The organism is Mesorhizobium sp. M0011, assembly GCF_040324155.1.
In the GTDB taxonomy this organism is placed as follows: domain Bacteria; phylum Pseudomonadota; class Alphaproteobacteria; order Rhizobiales; family Rhizobiaceae; genus Mesorhizobium.
On record NZ_JAMYVQ010000047.1, the window covers coordinates 1 to 18,594 of the forward strand.

Genomic DNA, 18,594 nt, shown 5'->3' on the forward strand with positions numbered 1-18,594 from the left:
TATCAGAGCCTGCCAGTCGATTTCGATCGAATCATTCGTGCGCATCTGGCCCAGGAATCACATGTCGATTCCACCAGTCCACACCTAAGTTAGCGCCTATGGGACAGCACCCCCCTCTGTCCTGCCGGACATCTCCCCCGCAAGGGGGGAGATCAGATGTCCGTCGGCCTTCGCTAGTCTCCAGCGTTGGAAGGAAGGCGCCGCCAGCGGAACCGCCAATCTCCCCCCTTGCGGGGGAGATGTCCGGCAGGACAGAGGGGGGTGTGAAGGAACGCGGCGGCAGGTGTTGGGCGGCTTCGCTCAGTCCCACTATAAGGAAGGCGCCTACGCCGCCCTCTTCCACCCATTTTTGATATGCTTATACCCTTCCCGATAGACAGCTTCCGGCGTCTCTGAAAAATCGCGCCACACCTTGGTCGCCGCCGCCAGATCCCCCAGCGAACGGCCGAACGCCTCGATCGTCAGCCAGTCGTCATAGCCGCTCTTGCGGATGGCCGAGAATGTTTCCTTCCACGGAATGTTGCCGCGCCCCGGCACGCCGCGATCATTCTCCGAAATATGGATATGCACGACATTCCGGCGGTGTTTCGTGTAGGCGCCGATCGGGTCGGCCTCCTCGATATTGGCGTGGAAGGTGTCGTACATCGCCTTGATGTGCGGCCGGTCGATGGCATCGATATGCTCGGACAGGTCCGCCATCGTGTTGAGCAGGTAGCATTCGAAGCGGTTCAGCGCCTCGAGCCCGATGGTGACGCCCTTGTTGCCGGCATGGTCGCCGATCGCCCGCTGCGAGGCGACGGAGCGCTTTTTCTCGGCAGAGGTCGGTCCGGAGCCGGAAAAGGCGCCGAGCGTCGAATGCAGCGGGCCACTCAGCGTGTTTGCGCCAAGTGCCTGCGCGCAGTCGATCGCCCATTTCATGTAGTCGACACCGGCCTTGCGCGTCGCCGCGTCGGCCGAGATCAGGTTCATCCGGGGATCGCCCATGGCCGAAACCGCGGTCCGCTCCAGCCCGATGCGGTCGAGCAGATCGCCGAGCTTTTTATAATCGTCCGGCGCGCCGGCGAAGATCGGTATCTCGACGCCATCAAAGCCGGTTGCCTTGATATCGCGCAGCAGTGGTTCGTGTGCCTTCGACACGGCCGTCGTCCATAAGAACATGCACATGCCGATTTTCATCGACGCCCCCCTCCCCTTGGATCCCCCGACCGCCTCTATTTCAGAGCTTCGTCCACGCCCCATTCTTCTTCGACGACTTCACGCAGGCCTCGATGAAGGCCATGCCCTCGACGCCGTCCTGGATGGTCGGGAAGACGACGTCCTTGGCCGGCTTGCCGCCCTTGCGGCGTGCCGCGCGGATGGCGCGCGCGGCCTCCTGGTAGATGTTGGCGAAACCTTCGAGATAGCCTTCCGGATGACCTGACGGCACGCGGCTGACACGGCCCGCCACCGGCAGCGCGCCGGCGCCGTTGCGGGTGATCAGTTGCTTCGGCTGGCCGAACGGCGTGTACCAGAGATAGTTCGGGTCGGCCTGCACCCATTCCAGCCCACCCTTCGAACCGTAGATGCGCAGTTTCAGCCCGTTCTCATGGCCGGGCGCCACCTGGCTTGCCCAGATCATGCCCTTGGCCGGGTGCGTCTTGCCGACCGGCTTGAAGCGCAGCATGACGTTGACGTTGTCATCGAGTAGCCGGCCCGGCACGAAGGCGTCGAGATCGGCCAACAGGGAGTCCAGTTCCAGCCCCGAGACGAAGCGGGCGAGGTTGTAGGCATGCGTGCCGATATCGCCCAGCGCACCGCCGGCGCCTGCCTGCTTGGGGTCGGAGCGCCACGCCGCCTGCTTCTGGCCTGTCGCGGCCAAATCCTCGGTCAGCCAGTCCTGCGGATATTCGGACTGCACGATGCGGATGTCGCCGAGCACACCCTTGGCGACCATTTCGCGTGCTTGCCGGATCATCGGATAGGCGGTGTAGTTGTGCGTCAGCACGAACACCTTGCCAGTCTTCTCGACTATCGCGGCAAGCTTTTTCGCTTCGGCCAGGGTCGTCGCCAGCGGCTTGTCGCAGATGACGTGGATGCCGGCCTCGAGGAAGGCTTTTGCCGCCGGCACATGGACATTGTTGGGCGTGACGATGGCCACTGCCTCGATGCCGTCGGGGCGCTTCGCCTCGGCCTTGGCCATCTCGGCATAGGATGCATAGCTGCGTGCGGGGTCGAGCCCCAGTTCGGCGGCCGAGGCCTTGGCACGGGCCGGGTCGGCTGACAAAGCACCGGCAACCAGCACGAAATCATTGTCCAGCCGCGCCGCGATCCGGTGCACCGCGCCGATGAAAGCGCCTTGCCCGCCACCGACCATGCCATAGCGGATCGGGCCGCCTCCCGTTTCCGACTTTGATGCGCCGACCATGTCTTTCTCCCTCGTTGTCTCACCTCCCTTGAGGGGAGGTCGATCCGCGCAGCGGATCGGGTGGGGTCGTTGAGGCAGAGTTCGGCATGAACCGACCCCTCCCGGCCCTTCGGGCCACCCTCCCCTTGAGGGGGAGGGGAAACCGCGTCAGATTCCCATCATGGCGCGCAGCAACTTCTTGTCGGTAGCGCCGCCGGCGAAGTCGTCGAATGCCTTTTCCGTCACCCGGATGATGTGATGCTCAATGAAAGGCGCGCCCTCGGCCGCGCCGTCCTCCGGATGCTTCAGGCAGCACTCCCACTCCAGCACCGCCCAGGAATCGTAGCCATACTGAGTGAGCTTGGAGAAGATGCCGCCGAAATCCACCTGTCCATCGCCCAGCGAACGGAAGCGCCCGGCGCGGTTGGTCCAGCTCTGATAACCGGAATAGACGCCTTGCCGGCCGGTCGGGTTGAACTCGGCGTCCTTGACGTGAAACGCCTTGATGCGCTCGTGATAGATGTCGATGAATTCGAGATAGTCGAGCTGCTGCAGCAGGAAATGCGACGGATCGTAATTGATGTTGCAGCGCTTGTGGCCGCCGACCGCATCGAGGAACATCTCGAAGGTAGCGCCGTCGAACACGTCTTCGCCGGGATGAATCTCGTAGCCTATATCGACGCCATTATCCTCATAGACATCGAGGATCGGCTTCCAGCGCTTGCCGAGCTCCGCGAACGCTTCCTCGATCAGCCCGGCCGGCCGCTGCGGCCAGGGGTAGAGGTAGGGAAAGGCCAGCGCTCCCGAGAAGCTGACCGAGGCCTTGAGGCCAAGGTTCTTCGAGGCCTTGGCCCCGAACTCCATCTGTTCGACCGCCCATTTTTGCCGCGCCTTGGGATTGTTGTGCACTGAAGCCGGCGCAAAGCCGTCGAACTGCGCGTCATAGGCAGGATGCACCGCCACCAGTTGCCCCTGCAGATGCGTCGACAGTTCGGTGATCTCGACGCCGGCATCCGCGCAGATGCCCTTCACCTCATCGCAATAGGCCCTGGAGGAAGCCGCCTTCTTGAGGTCGAACAGCCGCGCGTCCCAGGTCGGGATCTGCACGCCCTTGTAGCCGAGACCGGCCGCCCATTTGGTGATCGACGCCAGTGAGTTGAACGGCGCGGCGTCGCCCGCGAACTGCGCCAGAAACAGCCCGGGGCCCTTCATTGTCGTCGGCATCGGCATCCTCCCTCATTTCTCTCGCGACCGAGCATAGCGCCGATTGGAAACAGGGCCAGCCACTTTGGTCTTTTCTCAACGGGTGCTTGCACGCACCGCCATTCTGGTATTACCAAATGTGGAAATTTGGTCAAGCCATGCAATGCGCCGTCAAGACCCGAAAATCACCCGGTGCAGGCCTATATATCTCAATATAATCAAGCAAATAATCCACAGCGAAAGTTGCGTCCCAGCGCTTCTTGCCGATCTGGAGAATTTGCTGTAGACCTCGCTTCAGGCCCAATTGGTCGAACCAGTTTGCGAGAAAAGGCTGGGAACGCCTTGGGGAGGAACCTTTGTGTCGCCTTTTGGCGATGCATGTCGCAGGCGAACCATAGAGACGATTTGGGAAGGACAGACCATGCATCTTTCGACGCACAACTGGATGCGCGCGGAACCCTTGGAGACGACGCTCAAGCGCATCAAGAAATTCGGCTATGAGTCGATCGAGATTTCCGGCGAGCCCGAGCAGTACAAGACCAAGGAGACCCGGGCGCTGCTGAAGGAGCATGGTATTCGCTGCTGGGGCGCGGTGACCCTGATGCTGGGCGAGCGCAACCTTGCCGCCAGGAACCAGGGCCAGCGCGAGCGTTCCGTTCAGTATGTCAAGGATGTGCTGACCATGGTCAGCGAACTCGATGGCGAGATCATCACGCTGGTTCCGGCGACCGTCGGCAAGGTTGTGCCTGACGGGACCGAGGAAGAGGAATGGAAGTGGGTAGTCGACGCCACTCGCGAGTGCTTCACCCACGCCAAGAAGGTCGGCGTCAAGATCGCGGTAGAGCCGCTCAACCGCTTCGAGACCTATCTGTTCAATCGCGGCGCCCAGGCGCTGGCGCTGGCCGATGCGGTCAGCCCCGAATGCGGCGTCTGCCTCGATGCCTATCACATCCACATGGAAGAATTTAACGTCTATGACGCGATCCGGCAGGCCGGAAAGCGCCTGTTCGACTTCCATGTCGCCGACAACAACCGGTTTGCCGCCGGCCTCGGCCAGATCGACTGGCCGAAGATCGTCGCCACCTTGCGCGAGATCGGCTACGATGGCGCGCTGACCAATGAGTTCGTCGCGCCCGTCGACCGGACGCCGGCAGCCCCCTATCCCGACATGGTCGAGCGCAATCCGGTCGACATCTCGCCCGAGCAGCTGAAGTTCATCCAGGACCACGGCTCCAGCGTGCTCACCGAGAAATTCTACACCGACCAGATGCGCATCAACGCCGAGACGTTGCTGCCGCTGATCAAGTAGCCGACTGCCTCTGGGAAATTCGCCCTTCCGCCCTGACCGGCGGCGGGGCTGGGGAAGAATATGCGCATCAAGTCCGTCCAAGCCTGGTGGATCCGCGTTCCGATCGAAGCCGCTCGGCAGCACCGCAGCGACTTCGGTCAGGTGACGACCTTCGACGCCGCCATCCTGCGCATCGAGACCGATGACGGGCTGGTCGGCTGGGGCGAAGGCAAGAACGCCGCTGGCAGTGCCGGCAGCTACGGTGCGCTCGTCCACATGCTGAACCATGAGGTCGGGCCGCAACTGGTCGGCCGCGATCCGGCCGACATCGGCGTCATATGGGAGATGCTCTACAATGGCGTGCGCCACGACAGCGCCGCGCGTGGCGGCCACGCCATGCCGCAACTGGCGCGGCGCGGCATGAGCATCGCCGCCATCAGCGCCGTCGACATCGCGCTGTGGGACATTCTTGGCAAATCGCTTGGCGTTCCGGTCTGGCGGCTGCTCGGCGGCCGCAAGCTCGATCGCATGCCGGCCTATGCGTCCGGCGGCTGGGCAGCCGCCGACGCCATCGGCGAGCAGTTGAAGTCCTATATCGCCAAGGGCGGTTTCAAGGCACTGAAGATGCGCGTTGGCGCCATGGATGGCGCGGCACACATTTCCGCCACCCGCGTGCGGGCCGCACGGCAGGCGCTCGGCCCCGATGTCGAACTGATGGTCGACGCGCACGGCACCTACACGGTGGCCGAGGCCAAGCGCTTCATCCACCTTGTCAACGATTTGGACCTCGCCTGGTTCGAGGAACCTATTATCGCTGACGACAAGCCCGGCATGGCTGAAGTGCGGGCGTCAGGTGCCGTCCCGATCGCCACCGGCGAAAGCGAGGCGACACGCTATGCCTTCCGCGACCTTGCCGTGCTCAAAGCCGCCGACATCTTCCAGCCTGATCCCGCTTTCTGCGGCGGCATCAGCGAGGCGATGAAGATCGGCACCATCGCCAGCGCCTTCAATTTGCGCTTTGCACCCCATTTGTGGGCCGGCGCGCCCTGTTTTTTCGCAGGCTTGCATGTCTGCGCCGCCTCGCCGTCGAGTTTCACCGTCGAATATTCGCTTGGCGCCAACCCGATGATCCATGATCTGGTCGAAGAGACTGTCGAAGCCAGGGACGGTATGATAGCGATCCCGGAAAAACCGGGTCTGGGATTCACCATTTCGGAGCGGTTCCTGGAGGCGCACGCGCAACGCGGTTGACGATGAAAGAAAAGAACCTCCTCGCAGAACTCGCTGCCTACCTGTTCTCCCATTCGGACAAGGAGAGCGGCCGAACGCCTTCGGAACGCGAACTGGCGGAGCATTTCGCCGTCAGCCGCGGTCAGATCCGCGAGGCGCTGGCCATCCTGGAGGCCATGCGCATCGTCGAGCGTCGAGCCAAGTCCGGTATCTACATCGACACCAAGCAGGCCAGTGTGGAGGCCATGGCGCTTTTTGCCCGCGCGGGCCTGCCGCTCGACCCGATCCAGATCTACGAAACGGTCGAACTGCGCAAGATCCACGAGATCAAGGCGGCCGAACTTGCCTGTTCGCGTGCCACGGAGGAGAATTTCGAGCGGCTGCGCGAAATCCTGAAGGCTTCGGAAGAGCGCATCGCCGCCGGCGAAGGGCTTGCCAGGGAAGACCGCGAATTCCACCTCGAAATCGTGCGCGCCACCAAGAACAGCGTCTTCCACAATGTCTGCAGCGTCTACTACATGATGGGCGAGCAGCGCCTGCCGATCTATTTCAACGACCCCGAGCGCAACCTGCGCTCGCATGCCGAGCATATCCAGATCTATGAGGCGCTGCTGCGCCGCGACGGCAATCTCGCCCAGGCGCTGATGAGCGCCCATCTTCAAGGGGCTGAGAGCTACTGGAAAGGCTTGATCGAGGGCCATGGCGAGGAGCCGCAAAGCCCGGCGCTCGAAAGAGCCTGATCGACATGGCCCGTATCCTCACGACCCACGCCCTGCACCCGCGCGCCTCGGCCATGCTCTTAGGCGCCGGCGAACTCGTCGTCGCCTCCGCCATCGATCCGGCCACGCTGGCCGCCGAGGCTAAAAATGCCGAGATCGTCATCGTGCGCGCGCCGCTGCCACCACAGCTTTTCGACGGCGCAAAGCTGCTGAAGGCGGCAATCCGCCATGGCGCCGGGCTCGACATGATCCCCATGGAAGCAGCGACCGCCGCCGGCGTGCTGGTGGCGAATGTGCCGGCGGTCAATGCCCGCTCGGTTGCCGAGCACGTCATGTTTGCGGCGCTTGCTTTGCTGCGCAACTTCCGCGCCGTCGACCGCGACCTGCGCACCAAAGGCTGGCTCGCCGGCCGCGAGCACGCCAATTCCAACATCGAGCTTGCCGGCAAGACGATCGGCATCGTCGGCCTCGGTGCCGTCGGCCAGGCGGTCGGCCATATCGCCGCGCACGGCTTCGACTTGAAGGTGGTGGCAACGACGCGCAGCATGCAGCCGGCGCCGGACAAGGTCGGCTTCCTGTCGATCGACGCGCTGGTCGAGCAGAGCGACATCATCGTGCTCTGCTGCCCGCTGACGCCGGAAACGCGCGGCCTGATCAACCGTGAGCGGATCGCCCGAATGAAGCCCAATGCGCTGCTGATCAACGTGTCGCGCGGACCGGTCATCGACGACGACGCGCTGATCGAGGCGTTGCAGAAACGCCGTATCGGCGGCGCCGCGCTCGACGTGTTTGCGACGCAGCCGCTGCCGTCGAATCATCCCTATTTCGGCTTCGACACTGTCATCATCACGCCGCACATGGCCGGGATCACCGAAGAATCGATGATGCGCATGGGCGTCGGCGCGGCGGGTGAAGCCTTGCTGGTGCTGGCCAACAAGCTGCCGGTCAATCTGCGCAATCCGGAAGTGGTCGATCACTACCGGCGGCGGTTTCCGGAGAGCCTGTAACACATCGCGGTTTCGCCCCAATTCTCCGCGACGTTGAGAGCCATGTCCGATCCACGCCTCGCATCCCTGGTAGCCGTCGTGTGTTCGCTCTGCGCCATGCCGTCATTCGCGGCCGAAAGCAGCTATGTCTATTGTGACAACGGGCTGCGCTGCTTCAAGGCGCCCTGCCCATCCAACAGCGCACTCGACCTTGCCACCGGCACGATCATCAAGGGCGTGTCGATCGACCCCAGCGGATTGCCGCAGGCCGACAAGGCGATAACCGATCTTTCCGACGCGCTTTATGCCGGCAAGATCGTCGTCAGAGGCTCGATCGAGCACCGCACCCAGACGATCACCGGCAAGGAGCACAATCTCCCCTGGCTGGTCGCGACCCGTATTGTGCGGACCGCCAAGGACAGCGAACGCAAGCACTGTTCGTCGCGCTGATAGGCAGGTCAGCCCTGGTCACGCGCCAAGCAGCTGTTCTATTTCAGCAGCAATCCGCAGCAGGCGCCGGTCGTGCCCGTTGCGCGCCACCAGCATCAATCCGGCGGGCAGCGCCGTGCCCGGCATCGGCAGCGAGATTGCGCAGAGATCGAACTGGTTGGCAACCTGCGTGTTGCGCAGCAGCAGGCCTTCGGTGCGGTCACGCAACTCGGCATCGTCAGACATCGAGACGATGGTCGGCGCCGTCACCGGTGTGGTCGGCAGAGCCAGCACATCGACCGATGCCAGCCGCTCGTCCATGGCGGCAACGAGCGCTGTGCGGCGGCGCATTGCCCTGATGTAGACAGGCGTCGGCAGCATTGCCGCCCGCGACAAAGGTCCGCTGACATGCGGGTCGACCGGCACCGAAGCCCCAGCCGCCAGCCAGTCGGCATGCACTTCGGCCCCTTCCATGGCAGCGATCGAGCCACGCTTGGTGGCGGCCCGCAAATCGGCAAGCAGATCATCGATCGATAAGCCCGCGATCCGCGCGCCTGTCTGTTCGATCTTGCCAAGGCAGCGGTCGAACGCGGCCGCCACCTCGTCTTCCGTCTCTTCGAAAAGGACGCCGCGCGGAATGCCTACGCGAAGCCCTGCAAGGGCAATCGGCGTCAGCGCGGTCGCCACCTCACCGGCCATTACGGCGTCGGCGGCGGCACACTGGGCGACGGTTCGGGCAAGTGGGCCGATCGAGTCCAGCGTGGCGGACAGCGGGAACGCACCGGCGAGTGGCACGCGTCGCGCTGTCGGCTTGAAGCCGACGACACCGTTGAGTGAAGCCGGAATGCGTATCGAACCGCCGGTGTCGGAACCGATCGATATTTCGCTCGTCGCCTCGCCGACGGAAACGCCGGCGCCTGAGGAAGAACCGCCCGGAATGCGGCTGGCGTCCACGGCATTGCCAGGCGTGCCGAAATGCTGGTTGTCGCCGATCGCGGTGAAGGCGAATTCGGTCATGTTGGTCTTGCCGATGATCATCGCGCCGGCCTGCCGCAGCCGGCTGACGATCACGGCATCGCACAGCGGAGGTGCTGCGGCCCTAAGCATCAGCGAGCCGGCCGTGGTTGGTTCGCCGGCGACATCGAACAAGTCCTTGACCGAGACGATGGTGCCATCGAGCGGCCCCAGTGTTACGCCCGCGCGCTGGCGCGCATCGCTGGCATCGGCCGCGGCACGCGCGGCTTCGGCATAGAGCTTCGTGAACACGCGCTCTTCGCCGGCACGGGCAGCGAGGCGCGCGAGAATGGTTTCCAGATGATCACGAACGGATTGCATTTTCGGTGTCGGACTCCGGACGTCTTGAACGTCCTTGGGGCATGGATTGCCGAGACTTAACCCGGCGCAGGCGGTTTTGCACCCTGTCTAATGCGAGGAAAAATCCGATGCTCTACAAAGGCAGCTGCCACTGCGGCAAGGTCGCCTTCGAATTCAAGGCCGAACTGACGGGCGCCTTGCGGTGCAATTGCTCGATCTGCTCGCGCAAGGGCGCCCTGTTGTGTGCCATCCCGCACGGGACCTTGCAGGTCCTGGCCTGGGGCGACGATCTCGGCACCTACACATTCGGCAATCATGCCATCGCGCACCGGTTCTGCCGGGCCTGCGGCATCCATCCCTTTGCGGAGGATGTCCGCGAAGGCAGCGAACGCAGTGCCTACATCAACATCAACTGCGTGGCCGATCTCGACCCCTCGACCCTGTCGGTTTTCGATTTCGACGGGCGGTCGGCCTGAGTTTGTTCGCCCCTGCCATCACAACGGCAGCGGCCCGAGAACCGTGACAGTTCTCAGGCCGACGCGCAGTGTCAGGGAAGCCTGATCGCGTCCAGGCTACTTGGCGCACTTCGGGCCGCGCAGGAACACCACGATGGCCGCCAGCAGTGTCGCCGCGCCGCAATAGGCGAAGGCACTGGCCACGCCGGCATGGTCGACCAGCAGGCCGCCGAAGACGGCGCCGAGCGCGATCGCCACCTGGAACGTCGCCACCATCAGTCCGCCGGCGCTTTCTGCCTGATCGGGCGCTGCCCGCACCAGCCAGCTCTGCAGCCCGACCGGCACCGCGCCGAAAGCAAAGCCCCAGACCGCGACGGCGGCAGCGGCGATCGTCGGCGAAGCCCCGAAACCCAGCATCGAGGCGGCGGCCAATGCGATCAGCAACGGCGCCAGCGCAACGGCTGCCTTGAGGCTGCGCTCGGCCAGGATACCGCCGGCGACATTGCCGAAGAAACCGCCAATGCCATAGGCCAGCAGCACCAGCGAGATCGTCTCGATGTCGAGCACGGGGACCTTCTCGAGGAAGGGACGGACATAGGTGAAGCCGGCAAAGTGTCCAGAAGCGACCAGCAGCACGACCAGCAGCGCCACCCTGATCGACGGACGCTTCAGCACGTCGAGCAAGGTGCGGAAGCTTGCAACACCCACGGGGGGCAATTTCGGAATGGTGGCCAGCTGCACCAGCAGCGCCAGGGCGGCGACGACGGTCGCAATCATGAATGCCGTGCGCCAGCCCCAGATGTCACCAACGTAAGCGCCGACCGGCGCCGCGCAGACGGTCGCCAGCGAGACGCCGGTCAGGATGATCGACATGGCGCGCGGCATCAATCGCATCGGCACCAGCCGCAGCGCCATCGCTGCCGACATCGCCCAGAAGCCGCCAAGTGCTACGCCGAGCACGACACGGGCAAGCAGAAGCACGGGCAGCGATGAGGCAAAGGTGGCCAGAAGATTGGACAGGATCAGGAATACGGTCAGCATCCACATCACCAGCCTGCGATCCATACGCCTGGTGATGATGGCCATGGTGGGTGCGGCAATGGCTCCGACGATCGCGGTTGCCGTCACCGCCTGTCCGGCCACGCCTTCGCTGACGCCGAGATCGCGCGCCATCGGCGTCAGCAGGCTGGCGGGGAGAAATTCAGCGGTGACGAGGCCAAAAACACCAAGTGCCAGCGAAACAACGGCGCCCCAGGCCGGCTCGGTTCGTTCGTCGGAGTCCGCAGGGTTCAAAAGTGTGGCGTCGATGACGCCTGTCGCCTGTTCGGCCATGGTCAGTCTCCGAGTTGTTTTGCAGCGCAGCATTTGGCTGCAACGCAACATAGGGAGTGACCACCTGGAGTTTCCATGCTAGAAACCCCATCATGCTTGACAATTCGTCCAAAATTCCGATCACTGGCGACCCGCTCACCGACATTTTGCGCGGCTTGCGCCTCGATGGCGTCGAATACGGCCGCTTCGAACTGAAGGAACCCTGGGGCATTCAGTTTCCAGCCCAGCCAGCGGCGCGGTTTCATTTCATCGGCCGCAAAGGCTGCTGGCTGAAGCAGCCATCCGGCGAATGGGTGGAACTCAAGGCAGGCGACGCGGTGCTGCTGCCGCGCGGTGCGGCGCACGTGCTGGCCAGCGAGCCCGGCGCCCAGGCCTGGCCGATCCACGGCTACGAAGTCGAGGAGGTCTGCAAGGACGTCTACTGCATGTCGAACGAAGGCATGTCGGAATGCTGCCGGCCGGGAACCCTGTTGTTTTGCGGCAGCATGTACTTCAATCTCGATGGCCTGCATCCCCTGCTCGGCATGATGCCGGATGTGATGCGCACGCATGAGTTGGAAGCCGATGAGCCCGGCATTCCGCATCTGCTGGAATCGATGGCGCGTGAGGTGACGATGGAGCGCGTCGGCTCCGGCGGCATCCTGGCGCGGCTGGCCGACGTACTGGCCGCCACCGTCATCCGTTCATGGGTCGAGCGCGGCTGCGGCGACGCCTCCGGCTGGATCGCCGCCGTCAGGGACCCGGAAATCGGCCGCGTGCTGGCCGCCATCCATCTCGAGCCAAACCATGACTGGACGGTCGAGTCGCTGGCCAGGATGCTGGGCGCCTCGCGATCGGGATTTGCCGATCGCTTCGCCACCATCGTCGGCGAAACCCCGGCAAAATATGTCACCCAGGTCAGAATGCATCAGGCACGGCAATGGCTGGTCCGCGACCGGATTAAGATCTCCGTCGTTGCGGCGCGTCTCGGCTATGAATCGGACGCCGCCTTCAGCCGCGCCTTCAAGCGCGTCATCGGCTCGGCGCCCAGCCATCTCCGGGCCGAGGAACAGGCCGATATCCGCCAGGCCAGCTGACGCACAGGGTTCCGAACTCAGCTTGACAAAGGCAGCACCCAGTTCGGCGGTCCCGGCAGTTTTTTTGCCGGCAGCTTTTCGCGATAGGAATTTTTTCTTGACTCGGTGACCTCAGCTATGCTACATTTTTGCCCATGGTGCTGATTTGCGCCGGTGACCCGCCGCACAGGTGGGTTTTGCGTCTGATGCTACGTCAGCCGACGCCCCGGCGGAGGAACCCGTTGGCCCGAGTTTGTTGCCCCTGAGCTGACGCATGGAGGCCGTGACGGACTGGTGATTCCAGGCTAGAAAAATCCGCATGGTTTTCACCTCGCCCAAGACTGGCCTGCCGGCCTCGGACGGTCCGCTAACCGACATCTTGCGCGGATTGTGGCTTGATGGCGTCGACTATGGCCGCTGCGAACTTTCAAACCCATGGGCCGTGTTGTTTCCTGCCCAGAAGGCAGCAAGGTTTCACTTTATCGGCCGCCGCCAATGCTGGCTGTTTTCGCCAGCCGGGGAATGGATTGAGCTGACACCCGGCGATGCATTGCTCTTGCCGCGCGGTGCCGAGCATGTCGTTGCCAGCGCGCCTGGCATTCCGGCCGTGCCGATCGAAAGCTACACTGTCGAGCCTTTGCAGGACAATGTCTTCAATGTCTCCAACGGCGGCCACGGCCCGAAAACCTTGCTGTTTTGCGGCAGCATGCACTTCAACCTGGACGGGTCGCACCCCTTGCTGGGCATGATGCCGGACATGATGCGCGCCAAGGAATTGATGGCTGGCGAGCCAGGTATTCCGCATCTGCTGGAAGCTATGGCCGGCGAAATCACCATGAACCGGGCCGGCTCTGGCGGCATGCTGGCGCGACTGGCCGACGTGCTGGCTGCAAGCATCATCCGTTCCTGGGTAGAAAACAGTGGCGGCGACACCAGAGGCTGGACCGCGGCGATCAAGGATCGCGACATCGGCCGCGTACTTGCCGCCATTCATCTGCAGCCCGACAGGAACTGGACTGTCGAAGCGCTGGCGCGCGAAATGGGCGCCTCGCGATCGGCCTTCGCCGAACGCTTCACGGCCATCGTTGGCGAAACACCGGCGAGATATGTCGCCCGGATACGCATGCACCAGGCGCGGCAATGGCTGATCGACGATCGGATGCGGGTTTCAGTGGTCGCCGCCAGACTGGGTTACGATTCCGAAGCATCGTTCAGCCGGGCGTTCAAGCGCATCATAGGCATCGCGCCCAGCCACCTGCGCACTGTCGACGGCACCTCCGAAAACCGCTGAGGCGATCCCGGATCCGCGGCCGTGGATTGCCGGGTCTGGATGAATTGCCGGGTCTGGATGAATTGCCAAGCCTTCCGGACGCAATGCCATTGCCGGGCCACCCGCATGTAATAGCTTGCCAGAACCAAGCAGCGAGAGGCCGGCGTCCAGTCGGTCCGAAGAGGAGAACCAATGCCAAATTATCCGAAGGTCATCGCACTCGCCGTCATGCTTGCGGTTCCCGGGCGCGCCTTTGCCCTCGAGGACAGCTACCTGCCGGCCGACAAGATCCCCTATGTGGCGGAAGTACCCGACCAGCCGCATCGTCTTGGCCTATTGTGGGGCGAGCGGGCCAAGGGCCCGGCAGGAACGTTGCTGAAGGTTCCCGGCAACTGGCGTGCACCGGTCCATGCGCACACCGCGGATTATCGCGCGGTGGTCATAAAGGGGCTGTGGGCGCACTGGCAGATGGATGGCGGCGAGGCGACCAAGGTCGAACTGCCTCCTGGATCCTATTGGACCCAGAAGGCCGATGAGATGCATGACGACGCCTGCGTCTCCGACACGGAATGCGTGATCCTGCTAATCAACGACACACCCTACGAAACCTACTTCCAGAAATAGGCTCGGATGCAGCCTATGAGGCGTGTCGCAAGCTGACGCCGCTGCCCTTGTCGAACAGCACCACCTTGTCGGGGTTCCAGGCAAAGCGCACCGCCTGCTCGATGGCGACGTCAGTCCTGGCCGGCACGGTGGCACGCAGCGTCGCGTCGCCGACGCGCAGCGTCAGGATCTTTTCGACGCCGTGGTTCTCGACGTCGTGGACACGCGCCTCGACCGGCGCGCCGCTCTCGAGATAGACGTCCTCGGGACGAATGCCGAAGACGAGTGGGCGACCGTCGGTCGCCGCACCCGCCTTTAGCCCCCCAAAAGTTTTGGCTCCCCCTGAAAATGGCAGTTCGAAATTCAACGGCGCCATCACCGCGCGGCCGTTCACGAGCTTGCCGTCGATGAGGTTCATCGGCGGCGAGCCGACGAAGCTCGCCACATAGGTGTCGCGAGGATTGTTGTAGATCTCGTGCGGCGTACCGGTCTGGACGATGCGGCCATGGTTGAGCACGCCGACCTTGTCGCCCATCGACATCGCCTCGATCTGGTCGTGGGTGACGAACAGGAAGGTGGCGCCGAGCTGCATCTGCAGGTTCTTCAGTTCAGTCCGCAGCGCCTCGCGCAGTTTTGCGTCGAGCGCCGACAGCGGCTCGTCCATCAGGAACACGCGCGGCTTGCGCACGATGGCCCGGCCGATCGAGACGCGCTGCATCTCGCCGCCGGACAGCCGATCCGTCTTGCGGTCGAGCAGATGCTCGATCCGCAGCGTACGGGCGGCACGGTCGACGCGATCCTTGATCTCGGCGTCGGGCAGCCGGCGGATTTTCGGCTTCAGCGGAAACTCGAGATTTTCGCGCACGGTGTAGCGCGGATAGAGCGAGTATTGCTGCAGCACCAGCGCCACGTCGCGCTCGGCCGCACCCCAGTCGGCGACGTCGACGCCTTCGATGAAGACCTGGCCTTCGCTCGGCTTTTCCAGGCCGGCGATAAGCCGCAGCGTCGTCGTCTTGCCGGCGCCCGTCTCGCCCAGCAGCACGAAGAACTCGCCATCGGCAATGTCGAGATCGAGCCCGGTGAGCGCAGTGTGGTTGCCGAAGGTCTTCGAGATGTTCTTGAGCTGGATATGGGCCATCAGAGTCTCACCTCAAGCGACTTGCCGCTTGCCTTGTCGAAGAAGTGCGCCTGGGTCGGGTCGATCCTGGCGAAGACCCTTTCACCGGGTCCGGCAACAAAGCCGCTCTTGGTGCGAGCCCGCAGCAACTCGGTTCCGACCTTGAGATCGACGATGTCGAAGGAGCCGAGCGGCTCGACGATATGCGTGTCGACAGCAACGAAGCCCTCGGTCGCCTCGCGCCGAATGAGCACGCCCTCCGGTCGGATGCCCAGCGCGAGCTGCCGCCCGGCATGGCCGTTGAGCTTCGACAGCAATGCCTGCGGAAATTCGAAGCCGGAAGCCGCGCCGCCGACCGTTACCGAGACCGCGGATCCGGTCTCGGCGACTGCGGCATCGGTGACATTCATCACCGGGCTGCCGACGAATTGCGCCACGAACAGATTTGCCGGCTGCGAATAGACCTCGTCGGGCGTGCCGACCTGCTGCAAGACGCCTGCGTGCATGATGACGATGCGGTCGGCCAGGCTCATGGCCTCGATCTGGTCGTGCGTGACATAGATGGTGGTCGAGCCCTGCTTGATGTGCAGCCGCTTGATTTCCGCGCGCATCTCCTCGCGCAGCTTGGCGTCGAGCGCGCCGATCGGCTCGTCCATCAGCATGGCCTTCGGCCGCCGCACCAGCGCCCGGCCGATGGCGACGCGCTGCATGTCGCCACCCGAGAGCGCCGACGGCTTCTTGTCCAGCAGGTCGGTGATCTGCAGCGTCTTGGCGACGGAGCGAACCTCGCTGTCGATCTCCGTCTTGCTCTTGCGCGTGGCACGCAAGGGGAAGGCGATGTTCTCGTAGACGCTCATATGCGGATAGAGCGAGAACGACTGGAACACCATGGCGATGTCGCGGTCGGCGGCCTTCAAATGCTGTACCGGCTTGCCGTCGATGAAGATGTCGCCCTCGTCGATGGTTTCCAGCCCGGCGATGGCGCGCAGCGTTGTCGTCTTGCCGCAGCCCGACTGGCCCAGCAGCACGATGAACTCGTTGTCGGCGATCTTGAGGTTCAGGTCCTTGATGACCTGGACGGCGCCGAAGAATTTCTGGACGCCGCGAAGCTCGATCTGGGTCAATGCTGTGCTCCCGGATTGCGCACCTGGCCGGTGCCGGCCTTTTCCTCGGGCGCGATCTTGGAGGTTACGTTGAAGCCGACGAGTCCGATCAGGATGATGGTCAGGCCATAGGTGTGCAGCAGCATGCTCCAGGGCTGGCAGAGCGCGATGATGCCGAGCACCATCAGGATCTGCGATCCGGGCTCGAGGTACTTCTGGTTGATGGCGCGAAAACTCATTTGCGGATCGCTCCGAAGGACATGCCGCGCAACAGATGGTTGCGAAGCAGGAAGGTGAAGATGGCGACCGGCAGCAGGAACAGGAAGGTTCCGGAGGCGATCACCGTCCAGTCCGGCAGGCCCGAACCGACCTGGCTCGGGATGAAGGGAGGCGCGGTCTGGGCGCGGCGGTTGGTCATGATCAGCGCAAAGGCGTATTCGTTCCACGCGGTGATGAAACAGAACACGGCGGTGGCGGCGATGCCCGTGGCGGCCTCCGGCAGCACGATCTTGAAGAACGCCTCCATGCGCGTGTAGCCGTCGACAAGCGCTGCCTCCTCATACTCCTTCGGGATCTCGTCCATGAAACCCTTCATCAGCCACACGGAGAAGGACAGGTTGAAGGCGGTGTAGAGAATGATCAGGCCCAGATGCGTGTCGTTGAGCCCGACTGCCCGGTACATCAGGAACATCGGAATGGCGACCACCACCGCCGGCAACATGCGCGTCGACAGGATGAAGAAGAGCAGGTCCGCCTCCCCTTTCACCTTGAAGCGCGAGAAGCCATAGGCGGTGAATGTCCCCATGCCGACCGCCAACACCGTCGAGGTGATGGCGATGATGAGCGAGTTCAGGAAGCGGCTCGGATATCCCGACCATTGCACCTGGCCCTTGCCGTCGCGCACGATCTTCTCGCCGCCGTCGAACACGACGCGCTCCCACCACGGGGCGGCGGCATATTCTTCAGCCGACGGCGGGCTGCGCAACTGTGAGCGCTTTGTGAAAAGTTTGACGAAAGGCGAGATGGTCGGCTCGAACATCACGGTCGGCGGGATCGTCGTGGCCAGGTTGCGTGGCTTGAACGAGGTCGCCACGATCCAGTAGATCGGCGCCAGGAAGATGATCGTCACCAAAAGGACGGCGACAATAGCGACCTTGTTGAGCGCCCGTTCACCCGAAGTCTGGACGGCCGCCATCTCAGCGCTCCTTAACTTTGTTGAGGTATTTCACATAGATGTTGGTGATCGCCAGCACCATGATCAGCACGATGTAGGCAAGCGCGCAGGAGCGCCCCGTCTGCCATTCCTGGAAAGCCATCTTGTAGAGACGGATGGAAATCACCTCGGTGCTCGGCTGCGTCGACAGCACATAGGCAAGATCGAAAGTCTTGAAGGCTTCCATGGTGCGGAAGATGACCGCGATCATCAGGATCGGCGCGACCAGCGGCAGCGTGATGCGGAAGAAGGTATAGAACGGCCCGGCGCGGTCGATCGCGGCAGCTTCATAAAGATGCTTCGGCACCGCCGAAAGCCCGGCGAGCGACAACAGCATGACGAAGGGCGACCACATCCAGATGTCTGTGAACGCGACCGCGTAGAGCGCCATCTTCGGATCGCCGAGCCATTGGAATTTGCCGAGGTCGAGCACGTAGTTGATGACACCCCAGGACGGATCGTAGAGCAGTTTCCAGAACAGGCCGACCACCGCCATCGAAAGCATCATCGGCAAGAGCAGCAATGTCGTGATCAGGCCCTTGAGCGGAATGGTACGATTGAGCAGCATCGCCGTTCCAAAGCCGACGACAACCTGACCGACGACCGAGACGATGACGTATTTCGCGGTCACCGCGAAATTGTTCCAGATATAAGGGTCGCTGAGGAGTTCGCGATAGTTCTTCAGTCCGACGAAATTGGCCGGCGCATTGGTCGACGCGCGGAAGTCGGTGAAGGAATAGCCGAGCGAATAGATCAGCGGAAAGATGTTGAAGACGATCAGGAACACGATCGTCGGGATGATGAAGAGGTTGCGTATCGAAATGTCGCTGAGGCCGCGAGAGGCGGCTCTGGAGGAGGTATTCAGCGGTGTGATCATTGTGGTCGCCAAGACCT

General features: G+C 63.2%; 19 protein-coding genes. 9 read left to right on the forward strand and 10 right to left on the reverse strand.

Annotated elements, in window-relative coordinates:
* Positions 1 to 324: 324 nt before the first annotated feature.
* The 3 genes from NKK51_RS30445 to NKK51_RS30455 form a co-directional block, all read right to left on the reverse strand.
* Positions 325 to 1,176 carry a sugar phosphate isomerase/epimerase family protein gene (locus NKK51_RS30445; RefSeq protein ID WP_352555928.1) on the reverse strand — a complete coding sequence of 284 codons (852 nt, stop codon included), beginning with the start codon at positions 1,174 to 1,176 and terminating at the stop codon, positions 325 to 327.
* 40 nt (positions 1,177 to 1,216) lie between these two features.
* Positions 1,217 to 2,404: a Gfo/Idh/MocA family protein gene (locus tag NKK51_RS30450; protein WP_352555930.1), complete on the reverse strand. Its 1,188-nt coding sequence runs from the start codon at positions 2,402 to 2,404 to the stop codon at positions 1,217 to 1,219.
* 147 nt (positions 2,405 to 2,551) lie between these two features.
* On the reverse strand, positions 2,552 to 3,607 hold the full coding sequence (locus tag NKK51_RS30455) for a sugar phosphate isomerase/epimerase family protein (protein ID WP_352555932.1): 1,056 nt from the start codon (positions 3,605 to 3,607) through the stop codon (positions 2,552 to 2,554).
* 400 nt (positions 3,608 to 4,007) lie between these two features.
* Between NKK51_RS30455 and NKK51_RS30460 the strand changes: the two genes are divergently transcribed.
* Genes NKK51_RS30460 through NKK51_RS30480 form a run of 5 tightly spaced genes read left to right on the forward strand, consistent with a single transcriptional unit; the run spans position 4,008 to position 8,259 of the window.
* Positions 4,008 to 4,895, forward strand: coding sequence for a sugar phosphate isomerase/epimerase family protein (locus NKK51_RS30460; protein ID WP_023812461.1), 888 nt, complete (start codon positions 4,008 to 4,010; stop codon positions 4,893 to 4,895).
* A gap of 60 nt (positions 4,896 to 4,955) precedes the next feature.
* Entirely contained in the window at positions 4,956 to 6,125 is a 1,170-nt protein-coding gene (locus NKK51_RS30465; RefSeq protein ID WP_023812460.1) for a mandelate racemase/muconate lactonizing enzyme family protein, read from the forward strand.
* A 2-nt stretch (positions 6,126 to 6,127) separates the two neighbouring features.
* Positions 6,128 to 6,844: a FadR/GntR family transcriptional regulator gene (locus tag NKK51_RS30470; protein ID WP_023812459.1), complete on the forward strand. Its 717-nt coding sequence runs from the start codon at positions 6,128 to 6,130 to the stop codon at positions 6,842 to 6,844.
* A 5-nt stretch (positions 6,845 to 6,849) separates the two neighbouring features.
* Complete coding sequence (locus tag NKK51_RS30475; protein WP_352555934.1) at positions 6,850 to 7,830, forward strand: hydroxyacid dehydrogenase; 981 nt, start codon at positions 6,850 to 6,852, stop codon at positions 7,828 to 7,830.
* A gap of 42 nt (positions 7,831 to 7,872) precedes the next feature.
* The gene (locus NKK51_RS30480) at positions 7,873 to 8,259 is read left to right on the forward strand and encodes a hypothetical protein (RefSeq protein ID WP_352555936.1); all 387 of its coding nucleotides are present in this window, start codon (positions 7,873 to 7,875) and stop codon (positions 8,257 to 8,259) included.
* 18 nt (positions 8,260 to 8,277) lie between these two features.
* Here NKK51_RS30480 and NKK51_RS30485 read toward each other — a convergent pair whose 3' ends face one another.
* Positions 8,278 to 9,573, reverse strand: coding sequence for an amidase (locus NKK51_RS30485; RefSeq protein WP_352555938.1), 1,296 nt, complete (start codon positions 9,571 to 9,573; stop codon positions 8,278 to 8,280).
* Positions 9,574 to 9,680: 107 nt separating this feature from the next.
* Between NKK51_RS30485 and NKK51_RS30490 the strand changes: the two genes are divergently transcribed.
* Positions 9,681 to 10,028, forward strand: coding sequence for a GFA family protein (locus NKK51_RS30490; protein WP_023812455.1), 348 nt, complete (start codon positions 9,681 to 9,683; stop codon positions 10,026 to 10,028).
* A 96-nt stretch (positions 10,029 to 10,124) separates the two neighbouring features.
* Here the strand turns inward: NKK51_RS30490 and NKK51_RS30495 are convergent, their stop codons facing one another.
* The gene (locus tag NKK51_RS30495) at positions 10,125 to 11,339 is read right to left on the reverse strand and encodes an MFS transporter (protein ID WP_023812454.1); all 1,215 of its coding nucleotides are present in this window, start codon (positions 11,337 to 11,339) and stop codon (positions 10,125 to 10,127) included.
* Positions 11,340 to 11,431: 92 nt separating this feature from the next.
* Between NKK51_RS30495 and NKK51_RS30500 the strand changes: the two genes are divergently transcribed.
* From NKK51_RS30500 to NKK51_RS30510, 3 genes are all read left to right on the forward strand, one after another.
* Positions 11,432 to 12,415, forward strand: coding sequence for an AraC family transcriptional regulator (locus NKK51_RS30500; RefSeq protein ID WP_023812453.1), 984 nt, complete (start codon positions 11,432 to 11,434; stop codon positions 12,413 to 12,415).
* Between the two features lie 298 nt (positions 12,416 to 12,713).
* Positions 12,714 to 13,685, forward strand: a complete 972-nt coding sequence (locus NKK51_RS30505) for an AraC family transcriptional regulator (RefSeq protein ID WP_352555941.1) — start codon at positions 12,714 to 12,716, stop codon at positions 13,683 to 13,685.
* Between the two features lie 171 nt (positions 13,686 to 13,856).
* On the forward strand, positions 13,857 to 14,288 hold the full coding sequence (locus tag NKK51_RS30510; RefSeq protein WP_023812451.1) for a DUF4437 domain-containing protein: 432 nt from the start codon (positions 13,857 to 13,859) through the stop codon (positions 14,286 to 14,288).
* A 13-nt stretch (positions 14,289 to 14,301) separates the two neighbouring features.
* On the opposite strand, the gene NKK51_RS30515 is transcribed toward NKK51_RS30510, so the two are convergent.
* Genes NKK51_RS30515 through NKK51_RS30535 form a run of 5 tightly spaced genes read right to left on the reverse strand, consistent with a single transcriptional unit; the run spans position 14,302 to position 18,589 of the window.
* Positions 14,302 to 15,405 (reverse strand): ABC transporter ATP-binding protein, encoded by a 1,104-nt coding sequence (locus tag NKK51_RS30515; RefSeq protein WP_352555943.1) that lies wholly within the window; start codon positions 15,403 to 15,405, stop codon positions 14,302 to 14,304.
* On the reverse strand, positions 15,405 to 16,508 hold the full coding sequence (locus tag NKK51_RS30520; RefSeq protein ID WP_352440816.1) for an ABC transporter ATP-binding protein: 1,104 nt from the start codon (positions 16,506 to 16,508) through the stop codon (positions 15,405 to 15,407). Before NKK51_RS30520 ends, NKK51_RS30515 begins: the two co-directional genes overlap by 1 nt.
* Positions 16,505 to 16,726 (reverse strand): hypothetical protein, encoded by a 222-nt coding sequence (locus NKK51_RS30525; protein ID WP_127293505.1) that lies wholly within the window; start codon positions 16,724 to 16,726, stop codon positions 16,505 to 16,507. The genes NKK51_RS30520 and NKK51_RS30525 overlap by 4 nt, the downstream gene beginning before the upstream one ends.
* Positions 16,723 to 17,682 (reverse strand): carbohydrate ABC transporter permease, encoded by a 960-nt coding sequence (locus tag NKK51_RS30530; protein ID WP_013529496.1) that lies wholly within the window; start codon positions 17,680 to 17,682, stop codon positions 16,723 to 16,725. Before NKK51_RS30530 ends, NKK51_RS30525 begins: the two co-directional genes overlap by 4 nt.
* A 1-nt stretch (position 17,683) precedes the next feature.
* Positions 17,684 to 18,589, reverse strand: a complete 906-nt coding sequence (locus tag NKK51_RS30535) for a carbohydrate ABC transporter permease (protein ID WP_013529495.1) — start codon at positions 18,587 to 18,589, stop codon at positions 17,684 to 17,686.
* Positions 18,590 to 18,594 lie beyond the last annotated feature (5 nt).

Excerpts from the sequence above, each read along its gene's own strand:
- NKK51_RS30445 (WP_352555928.1), bottom strand. The coding sequence starts at position 1,176 with ATGAAAATCGGCATGTGCATGTTCTTATGGACGACGGCCGTGTCGAAG.
- NKK51_RS30450 (WP_352555930.1), bottom strand. The coding sequence starts at position 2,404 with ATGGTCGGCGCATCAAAGTCGGAAACGGGAGGCGGCCCGATCCGCTAT.
- NKK51_RS30455 (WP_352555932.1), bottom strand. The coding sequence starts at position 3,607 with ATGCCGACGACAATGAAGGGCCCCGGGCTGTTTCTGGCGCAGTTCGCG.
- NKK51_RS30460 (WP_023812461.1), top strand. The coding sequence starts at position 4,008 with ATGCATCTTTCGACGCACAACTGGATGCGCGCGGAACCCTTGGAGACG.
- NKK51_RS30465 (WP_023812460.1), top strand. The coding sequence starts at position 4,956 with ATGCGCATCAAGTCCGTCCAAGCCTGGTGGATCCGCGTTCCGATCGAA.
- NKK51_RS30470 (WP_023812459.1), top strand. The coding sequence starts at position 6,128 with ATGAAAGAAAAGAACCTCCTCGCAGAACTCGCTGCCTACCTGTTCTCC.
- NKK51_RS30475 (WP_352555934.1), top strand. The coding sequence starts at position 6,850 with ATGGCCCGTATCCTCACGACCCACGCCCTGCACCCGCGCGCCTCGGCC.
- NKK51_RS30480 (WP_352555936.1), top strand. The coding sequence starts at position 7,873 with ATGTCCGATCCACGCCTCGCATCCCTGGTAGCCGTCGTGTGTTCGCTC.
- NKK51_RS30485 (WP_352555938.1), bottom strand. The coding sequence starts at position 9,573 with ATGCAATCCGTTCGTGATCATCTGGAAACCATTCTCGCGCGCCTCGCT.
- NKK51_RS30490 (WP_023812455.1), top strand. The coding sequence starts at position 9,681 with ATGCTCTACAAAGGCAGCTGCCACTGCGGCAAGGTCGCCTTCGAATTC.
- NKK51_RS30495 (WP_023812454.1), bottom strand. The coding sequence starts at position 11,339 with ATGGCCGAACAGGCGACAGGCGTCATCGACGCCACACTTTTGAACCCT.
- NKK51_RS30500 (WP_023812453.1), top strand. The coding sequence starts at position 11,432 with ATGCTTGACAATTCGTCCAAAATTCCGATCACTGGCGACCCGCTCACC.
- NKK51_RS30505 (WP_352555941.1), top strand. The coding sequence starts at position 12,714 with ATGGTTTTCACCTCGCCCAAGACTGGCCTGCCGGCCTCGGACGGTCCG.
- NKK51_RS30510 (WP_023812451.1), top strand. The coding sequence starts at position 13,857 with ATGCCAAATTATCCGAAGGTCATCGCACTCGCCGTCATGCTTGCGGTT.
- NKK51_RS30515 (WP_352555943.1), bottom strand. The coding sequence starts at position 15,405 with ATGGCCCATATCCAGCTCAAGAACATCTCGAAGACCTTCGGCAACCAC.
- NKK51_RS30525 (WP_127293505.1), bottom strand. The coding sequence starts at position 16,726 with ATGAGTTTTCGCGCCATCAACCAGAAGTACCTCGAGCCCGGATCGCAG.
- NKK51_RS30530 (WP_013529496.1), bottom strand. The coding sequence starts at position 17,682 with ATGGCGGCCGTCCAGACTTCGGGTGAACGGGCGCTCAACAAGGTCGCT.